Raw genomic sequence first — 7,776 nt, 5'->3', positions numbered from 1 at the left:
GGGGGGGGGGGGGGTGTGGTGGGTGTGTGTGGGTGTGGGGGGGGTGGTTGTGGTGCGGGGGCAGCGCGCCGCCCCCCCCCCCCCCCCCCCCCCCCCCCCCCCCCCCCCCCCCCCCCCCCCCCCCCCGGCGCCCCCCTCAGGCCGGCGGCGCGTAGAACTGCAGGTCGTTGCCCTCGCTGTCCTTGAACGGGGCGATGCGGCCCCACTCGTGGTCGCTGATCCCACCGGTGAACTCCACGCCCGCCTGCTGCAGGCGCTCCACCTCGGCGTCGATCCCGCCGTCGGGCTGGAACGAGATGACGGCGCCGCCGTCGGCGTGCTCGGCGGTCCCCTCCCGCGCGTTCAGCCCGATCATCAGGCCGCCCGCGTCGACCTCGCTCCAGACCTCGCTGGTGGACTTCACCTGCAGCCCCAGCGTCTGGCCGTAGAACCTCACCGCCCGGTCCATGTCGTCCACGGGAACCCAGACACTCGCCACACCACTGGCCACGTCGTCCTCCTCGTCGGTCACGTTGGGTGCCCCCACCGTCTCCTGGCCGTCGGGGGTTCGCGCGCCGAACGGCCACCGACCTCGGCTTGCGGCAACGACTTCGGCGTGAGCGAAGGTCAGCCGGCCGTGGCGTCCGGGTCGGGCTCGGGGGACTGCTCGAACGCGTTGCGCCCGTCGAGGTCGACGTACCGCCACCACGTCGCCGACACCTCACCGCCAGCCCGGCCGCGCGTGACGAAGGTGCGGCCCTCGTCGAACAGCGGGTCGTCGGCGTAGACGTCCTGCGCCGGGTCGACGCCGGAGTCCTCCCGCTGGAACGGCACGAGCTCCCACCGCCCGTCGTCGGTGTGGCGGGCGACGACGGCCTGCACCCCGCCGCTCAGCGTCCCGCCCTGCACGTAGACCGCAGCGTCGGGGTAGTACCCGGCGGTGAGGTAGTGCCACTCCGCCGCCCCGCCCTCGCGCTGGGCGAGCAGGGGCGCGTGCGCGGTCAGCGAGCCGTCGGGCCGGAAGGTCCCGCCGTCCCAGGCCCAGAACGTGATCTCGGTGCTGGCCTCGTCCTCGCCGGTGCGGGCCAGCACCGCGAGGTCCGGTGAGTCCTGCCCGACGGCCGGGGCCAGGGCCGAGGTCTGCGCCCCCTGCTGCCGCACCAGCAGCGGCAGGGCCTCCTGCGCGGCCGGGTCGGCCGTCGGCTCGCTCACCACGGGACCGGTGCTGCTCGCCGTCGAGGGCGCCAGTTGCACGGCGGTGAAGTCCTCACCGCTGCACGCCCCCAGGAGGGCGACGCCCGCGACGAGTGCTGCTGCTGTCGACGACCTCTTCGCGATCACGTGCAACAGACGACCACGGGGCCGCGTCTGTTGCACGGAGCCGCCGGACGGTCCGGCGAGCCCGACCAGGGAGTGACGATGAGCGAGCACAGGAGGGGAGTCGACGAGGCGGACGTCGTCCGCGCGTTGCAGCGCGCGGGATCGGCCGACGCCGGGGTCGACGTGTCCGCTCTCGTCGCGGGGGCGCGGGGGCGCGCCCGCACCATCCGACGGCGCCGGCAGGGGATGGCCGGCGTCGTCGCGGTCCTCGCCCTCGGGATCCCCGTCGGCGTCTGGCAGTGGCCCACCACCCCCACGACCGTGACGCCCGCGTCGCCCACTCGGCCCGCGGTCACGGCCATCCCCGACGACGCCCTGCCGACCACGCAGGACATCACCTCCGTCGTGCCGGGGCTGGCACCCCGGGACGAGAACGAGTCGGCGAACACCGGCTTCTGCACCGACCTCGCCCACGACGGGAGCAGCACCGTCGTCGACGCCCGCACCCTCGGCTGGGGCGGCGAGGCGAACGTGGTCTCCGCGCCGTTCCCCGAGTCCGTGAGCGTCCGCGTCCTGCTGTTCCGCGGGGACGCGGCGCAGGACTGGATGGCGCAGGCGAGCGCCGACGCCGAGGCCTGCACCGTCCAGGGGAACGAGACCGCACCGTTCACGCTGTCCGACGAGGCCGGGGTCGACGCGGAGCAGGTCCTCGCCGGCACCGCGGCCTACCAGCAGTCGGGCACCAACCCGATGTGGACCGCGAAGGTCGTCGCCCGCAGCGGGCAGCTGGTCGTCACCGCCGACGTGCAGACCTACCAGCCCACCGGCAGCGACACGCTGACCCAGGCCGTGCAGATCGTGAACGCCCAGCTGGCCCGCGCCGCCGACCTGCGCGAGGCCGGGGGTGCGGCACGATGATCACCATCCAGCAGGAAGCCGGCACCGTGACGTTCGAGGAGTTCGTGACGGCCCGGGGCGCGGCGCTCGTCCGCCTCGCCCGCGGGCTGCTGCGCGATCCCGACACCGCCGAGGACGTCGTGCAGGACGTGCTGGCCAAGGCGCTGCTGAAGTGGGGCCGCATCAGTTCCGCCGACGACCCCGTCGCCTACGTCAACCGCATGGTCGTCAACGCCTCGACGTCGTTCTGGCGGCGCGCGGCCCGCCGCGAGCACGCCACCGACCAGCTGCCCGACGCCGGGTACGGCGACGCCACCGGGCAGCTCGCCGACCGTGACGAGCTGCTCGCCGCCCTGCGCGAGCTGCCGACCAAGCAGCGCACCGTCCTGGTCCTGCGGCACTTCGAGGACTACTCCGACGAGCAGATCGCCGACCTGCTGGACGTCACGACGGGCACCGTCCGCAGCAACGCCCACCGCGGGCTGGCGACGCTGCGGACGGCGCTGTCGCGCTGAGGCTCAAGTCGCTCACCCGTCCGGCCGATCCACCCCGAGCAGCTCCTGAGCGGTTCGAGTTCCGAGGCAGGTCGACGAGGGGTACCGGTGGTCAGCACTGTGTTCGGACGCAAGAAGGCAGCCGCCTCCGCGGTGCACACCGGCCCCGTGCCGCGCGACGTCGAGGCGCTGGAAGCCGTCCTCGCGGCCCTCGACTCCGGCGTCACGACCGAGCTCGAGGCCCAGCTGGCCTGCGTCCGCGCCCTCACCCAGGCCCTCGGCCTCTGCTACGGCGGCATCTGGCTGCCGGGGCCGGGCGGCAGGTTCCGTCTGGCCGCCGAGGTCGGGCCGATGGCCCCGGCGCTCGCGGACAGCCGCGACCTGGCCGTCGGCGCCGGTGACGGGTGCGGCGGCCGGGCGATCGCCACGCGCGAACCCGTCCAGTGCGACGAGTCGGCCGAGTCCCTGGACTGCCGGCGGTGGCGCGACGCGCGCACCGCGGGCGCCCGCAGCGGCGGCCAGCTGCCCGTCGTGGAGAACGGCCGGGTGGTCGCCGTCCACGAGTACTACGCCAAGGACGCGCTGCCGTTCTTCGGTGGCCGGGCCGAGAAGTGGCGCGCCATCGGCCGCGTCGCCGCGCACGCCTGGCGCCGGGCGCTGGACGCCGCCGCGCTGCAGGAGACCCTCGACGACCGGGTCGCGGTGACGACGGTCGTCTCGAACGTCGGGGCCGCGACCAGCCAGGAGACGGCACTGCGCCGCGCGCTGGAAACCGTCCGTGAGGCGTTCGGCTGGTCCTACGGCTCCTACTGGGCGCTCGACCCGGACACGAACACGCTGAAGTTCTCCGTCGAGTCCGGTTCGGCCGGCGAGGAGTTCCGCCGCGTGACGCTGTCGGCGAGCTTCGCCGAGGGGGTGGGCCTGTCGGGCCGGGCGTGGCGTGCGCGGGACCTGGTCTTCGTCCCCGACCTCGCCGAGGTGACCGACTGCGTGCGCGCCCCCGCGGCGCAGCGGGCCGGTGTGAAGTCGGGCGTCTGCTTCCCGGTCACCTCCGAGGGTCGCGTCGTGGGGACGATGGACTTCTTCGCCACCGACGTCATCGAACTGTCCGACTCGCGCGCCTCGGCGCTGCGCAACGTGCAGCAGCTGGTCTCCCAGCGCCTCGACGTCCTGCGCCGGTCCGAGAGCGACGCCTCGACCTCGAGTGCGCTGCTGGACACGGTGAACCGGTTGCGCGACGCCGTGCTGGACGCCGGCCGCGTCGCGGACTCGGCCGTCGGGCAGGCCACGACGATGACGGGGGAGGTCGAAACGCTGACCCGGGCCTCGGCCGCCGTGGGGGAGGTCATCAAGATCATCTCCGGCATCGCCGACCAGACGAACCTGCTCGCGCTGAACGCGACCATCGAGGCCGCCCGCGCCGGTGAACTCGGCCGTGGGTTCGCCGTCGTCGCCAGCGAGGTCAAGGACCTGGCCCGCGAGACGGCCGACGCCACCCAGCGCGTCGCCGAGCAGATCGCCGGCATCCAGGCCTCCAGCGCGGCCGTGTCCACCGGCATCGACGAGACCGCGGCGATCGTCCGTGAACTCGATACCGTGCAGGCGCGCATCTCCGAGGTCATCGACGAGCAGGTCGCCATGGCCACGGCGTACGAGCGCCGCTGAGGCTTCTCCGGCGTTCCCCTCCAGCCCGCCGCACTGCTGTCCGCCCTGAGCGGACAGCAGTGCGGCGGCACCACGCGGGGAGTAGCTTCCGGGGGAACCGACGTCTGGAGGTTCCCGTGCCGAAACTCACCCCGGTTCCGGCGCGGAGCGCGCACGGGCGCCGCGAACCCCTGTTGCGCGACGCGCTCGGGACCGTCCTGCGCGCCGAGCGGACGGCCCAGCACCGCACCCTGGCGGACGTGGCCCTGGCGGCGAAGGTCTCGCTGCCGTACCTGTCCGAGGTGGAGCGCGGCCGCAAGGAACCCTCCTCCGAGGTGCTGGCCGCGATCTGCTCCGCGCTGGAACTCCCGCTCGCCGACCTGTTGCTGCGCACGGGTTCCCTCGTCGTCGACGTGACGACCAGCACCACGGTCCGCGCCCCCGTCACCTCCGCGCCCACCGTCTCCCTGTCCCTCGCCGCCTGACCCTCGCGATCGAGGATTCGCCGGGTGGCGGATCAGGCAGGGAGGAGGGCTCCGGCGGGCGCGATGACCTTGTCCGCGACGCCGTAGGCGATGGCCTCGGCGCCCGGCAGGACGAGGTCGCGGTCGAGGTCGGCGCGCAACCGCTCGACCGAGTGCCCGGTGTGCCGGGCGAGCACCTGCTCGATCTCCGAGCGGATCCGCAGCACTTCCCTGGCCTGGATCTGCAGGTCCGCGGCGGTGCCCTGCGCACCGCCCGAGGGCTGGTGCAGCAGGACGCGGGAGTGCTCCAGCACCGACCGCTTTCCCGGCGCGCCCGCCGCGAGCAGGACCGCGGCCGCCGAGGCCGCCTGCCCCACGCAGAACGTCGCCACGTCCGGCTGCACGAACTGCATGGTGTCGTAGATCGCCATCAGCGCCGTCGCCGAACCTCCGGGGGAGTTGATGTAGAGGTTGATCTCGGCCGTCGACGACTCCGAGGCCAGGTGCACCAGCTGGGCGATGACGACGTTGGCGACGCCGTCGTCGATCTCGCCGTGCAGGAACACGATCCGGTCCGACAGCAGTCGGCTGAACACGTCCGAGGTGCGTTCCCCGCGGGGGGTCGTCTCGACGACGTAGGGGATCGGGTAGCTCATCCTCGCAGCCCCACCTTCCGCGCCGCGCCCAGCCGCACGTCGGTGACGGCCTCGACGACGTGGTCGACCATGCCGTACTCCAGCGCCTCCTGGGCCGTGAACCAGCGGTCGCGCTGGGAGTCGAACTCGATGGTCTCGGGGTCCTGGCCGGTGTGCTCGGCGGTCAGCCGGACGAGCGTCCCCTTCGTGTAGGCCAGGTTCTCGGCCTGGATCGCGATGTCGGCCGCGGTGCCGCCGATCCCGCCGGAGGGCTGGTGCATCATGACGCGCGCGTGCGGCAGGGCGTAGCGCTTGCCCGCGGTTCCCGCGCACAGCAGGAACTGCCCCATGCTGGCGGCCATGCCCATGACGAGCGTGGAGACCTCGTTGGGGATGAGGCGCATGGTGTCGTAGATGGCCAGCCCGGCGGTGACCGAACCGCCCGGGGAGTTGATGTAGAGCGCGATGTCGCTCCTGGGGTCGTCGGCCGACAGCAGCAGCAGCTGTGCGCAGATCCGGTTCGCGATCGCGTCGTCGACCTCCTGCCCGAGCACGACGATGCGCTGGAACAGCAGGCGTTGCGAGAGCTGGTCGTCGAAGGGACCGGTCAGGGTGGGTGTGCTCATGGCCCCACGGTCGGGCAGGGCGGCGCGGACCGGAAGACGTTTCTGCCCACAGGAGATCCACCGCAGGCGAACGCGGCCCTTCTCACTCCGCGAGAACGGCGCTGGACCCGGCACCGGAACGGGCGGTTGGCTGCGGCGCAAGGCATTCCCCGAGTCGAGGAGGACAGGAATGAGCACGGACCTGCGCGTCGCGGTCGTCACCGGAGCAGCCCGCGGCATCGGCCGTGGCATCGCCGAGCGGCTCGGCCGGGACGGTCTGCACGTCGTCGTGGCCGACCTGCCGAGCATGAAGGCGGGGGTCGACGAGACCGTCCAGGCGATCACGGGCGCCGGCGGCACCGCCACCGGTGCCGAGGTCGACGTCACGGACGAGGAGTCGAACGAGTCGCTGGTCCGCACGGCTGTGGAGGCCGGCGGGCACCTCGACGTGTTCGTCGCCAACGCCGGCATCGCCCAGGTCGAGGAGCTGCTCGAGTACGACACCGCCGACTTCGAGAAGATCTTCGACGTCAACGTCAAGGGCGTGTTCTTCGGCTACCGCGCCGCGGCCAGGCAGTTCATCGCCCAGGGCGGCGGCGGGAAGATCATCGGTGCGGCCTCGATCGTGGCGTTCCGGCCCTTCGCGCTGCTCGGGCCGTACTCGGCGACGAAGTGGGCCGTGCGCGGGCTGACCCAGGCCGCGGCCATGGAGTGGGCCGAGCACGGCATCACCGTCAACGCCTACGGTCCCGGCATCGTCGGCACGGCCATGTGGGACCTCATCGACGAGAAGCTCGCCGCCAAGCACGGCCAGCAGAGGGGGGAGGCGCTGGCCGAGAACGCGCAGTCCATCCTGCTGGGTCGGGTCTCCGTGCCCGACGACGTCGCGAAGATGGTCAGCTTCCTCGCCTCGCCGGACTCCGACTACGTGACCGGCCAGACGATGCTGGTCGACGGCGGGATCCAGTTCTCGTGACCTCCCGGGTCAGCCGGTGCGCAACCACCGGCTGACCCGGTTCGCGCTGTCCCGCAGGGCCCGCTCGAGTTCGGCCGCCCGACGGCGGTTCACGTCGCGGTCGACGGTGCTGATGGCGACGGCGCCCACGACCGAGCCGGCCGGATCGTGCACGGCGACGGCGGCGCACGCCGCGCCGGGGACGAACTCCCCGCGCTCCCAGGCGATGCCGCGGCGGGAGACCTCCGCGAGGTGCGCGGCCAGCGCGGCCCGGGAGGTGATCGTCGTGGGGGTCAGCCGGGTCGTCCCGTGCGCGTCGAGGTACTCGTCGGCGTGCTGCGCCGACATCCCGGCCAGCAGGATCTTGCCGAAGGCGGTGGCGTGCGCGGCCTCGTGGAACCCGAAGTTCATCGGCGTGATGCGGGGGTGCTGCGGGGAGTCGGCGACGTGGGCCACGACGACGTCGGCGCCCCGGTAGACGGCGAAGTAGGCCGCGGCACCGACGCTCTCGTGCAACCGGCAGATCTCCTGCCGCACGGTGGGCGGGATGCCGACCTGCCGGTGCAGGCTCACGCCGAGGCCGTCCAGCTTGTAGCCGAGTTCGAAGCGCTTCTCCGCGCGCAGGTGCACGAGGTAGTCGAGGCCGACGAGGACCTGCAGCAACCGGTAGGTGGTCGGCAGCGGGAACCCGAGGACCTCCGAGACCTCCTTGGCGCTGGCGCCGCCGCGTTCGGCGACGACCTCCAGGACGGCCAGCGTCTTCTCGACGGTCGCCACGCCACC

General features: G+C 73.2%; 10 protein-coding genes. 5 read left to right on the top strand and 5 right to left on the bottom strand.

From position 1 onward, the window contains the following. Positions 1-136: 136 nt before the first annotated feature. Both ACRYR2_RS21505 and ACRYR2_RS21500 read right to left on the bottom strand, forming a co-directional pair. The gene (locus ACRYR2_RS21505) at positions 137-526 is read right to left on the bottom strand and encodes a VOC family protein (protein WP_432564932.1); all 390 of its coding nucleotides are present in this window, start codon (positions 524-526) and stop codon (positions 137-139) included. Between the two features lie 80 nt (positions 527-606). Next, complete coding sequence (locus ACRYR2_RS21500) at positions 607-1,320, bottom strand: hypothetical protein (RefSeq protein WP_432564931.1); 714 nt, start codon at positions 1,318-1,320, stop codon at positions 607-609. 78 nt (positions 1,321-1,398) lie between these two features. Between ACRYR2_RS21500 and ACRYR2_RS21495 the strand changes: the two genes are divergently transcribed. The 4 genes from ACRYR2_RS21495 to ACRYR2_RS21480 all read left to right on the top strand — a co-directional run bounded on the left by ACRYR2_RS21495 (position 1,399) and on the right by ACRYR2_RS21480 (position 4,819). Then, positions 1,399-2,217, top strand: a complete 819-nt coding sequence (locus tag ACRYR2_RS21495; RefSeq protein WP_432564930.1) for a hypothetical protein — start codon at positions 1,399-1,401, stop codon at positions 2,215-2,217. Further along, positions 2,214-2,711, top strand: coding sequence for a SigE family RNA polymerase sigma factor (locus tag ACRYR2_RS21490; RefSeq protein ID WP_432564929.1), 498 nt, complete (start codon positions 2,214-2,216; stop codon positions 2,709-2,711). The genes ACRYR2_RS21495 and ACRYR2_RS21490 overlap by 4 nt, the downstream gene beginning before the upstream one ends. 87 nt (positions 2,712-2,798) lie before the next feature. Beyond that, entirely contained in the window at positions 2,799-4,355 is a 1,557-nt protein-coding gene (locus ACRYR2_RS21485) for a methyl-accepting chemotaxis protein (protein WP_432564928.1), read from the top strand. Between the two features lie 116 nt (positions 4,356-4,471). After that, the gene (locus ACRYR2_RS21480; protein WP_432564927.1) at positions 4,472-4,819 is read left to right on the top strand and encodes a helix-turn-helix domain-containing protein; all 348 of its coding nucleotides are present in this window, start codon (positions 4,472-4,474) and stop codon (positions 4,817-4,819) included. A gap of 32 nt (positions 4,820-4,851) precedes the next feature. Here the strand turns inward: ACRYR2_RS21480 and ACRYR2_RS21475 are convergent, their stop codons facing one another. Beyond that, positions 4,852-5,454: a ClpP family protease gene (locus tag ACRYR2_RS21475; protein WP_432564926.1), complete on the bottom strand. Its 603-nt coding sequence runs from the start codon at positions 5,452-5,454 to the stop codon at positions 4,852-4,854. Next, complete coding sequence (locus ACRYR2_RS21470) at positions 5,451-6,059, bottom strand: ClpP family protease (protein WP_432564925.1); 609 nt, start codon at positions 6,057-6,059, stop codon at positions 5,451-5,453. The genes ACRYR2_RS21475 and ACRYR2_RS21470 overlap by 4 nt, the downstream gene beginning before the upstream one ends. A 169-nt stretch (positions 6,060-6,228) precedes the next feature. Between ACRYR2_RS21470 and ACRYR2_RS21465 the strand changes: the two genes are divergently transcribed. Beyond that, on the top strand, positions 6,229-7,014 hold the full coding sequence (locus ACRYR2_RS21465; RefSeq protein WP_432564924.1) for an acetoin reductase: 786 nt from the start codon (positions 6,229-6,231) through the stop codon (positions 7,012-7,014). A gap of 9 nt (positions 7,015-7,023) precedes the next feature. On the opposite strand, the gene ACRYR2_RS21460 is transcribed toward ACRYR2_RS21465, so the two are convergent. Further along, entirely contained in the window at positions 7,024-7,770 is a 747-nt protein-coding gene (locus ACRYR2_RS21460) for an IclR family transcriptional regulator (protein WP_432564923.1), read from the bottom strand. Between the last annotated feature and the right edge of the window lie 6 nt (positions 7,771-7,776).

The sequence above is a fragment of the Kineococcus deserti genome (assembly GCF_050871945.1).
Lineage (GTDB): Bacteria > Actinomycetota > Actinomycetes > Actinomycetales > Kineococcaceae > Kineococcus.
Note: the sequence above shows the minus strand (reverse complement) of the source record. Positions and strands in the feature narration are given on the sequence as shown.

Bases quoted from the DNA above. Each gene is read 5' to 3' on its own strand.
- ACRYR2_RS21465 (WP_432564924.1), top strand. From the start codon at position 6,229: ATGAGCACGGACCTGCGCGTCGCGGTCGTCACCGGAGCAGCCCGCGGC.
- ACRYR2_RS21475 (WP_432564926.1), bottom strand. From the start codon at position 5,454: ATGAGCTACCCGATCCCCTACGTCGTCGAGACGACCCCCCGCGGGGAA.
- ACRYR2_RS21470 (WP_432564925.1), bottom strand. From the start codon at position 6,059: ATGAGCACACCCACCCTGACCGGTCCCTTCGACGACCAGCTCTCGCAA.
- ACRYR2_RS21490 (WP_432564929.1), top strand. From the start codon at position 2,214: ATGATCACCATCCAGCAGGAAGCCGGCACCGTGACGTTCGAGGAGTTC.
- ACRYR2_RS21495 (WP_432564930.1), top strand. From the start codon at position 1,399: ATGAGCGAGCACAGGAGGGGAGTCGACGAGGCGGACGTCGTCCGCGCG.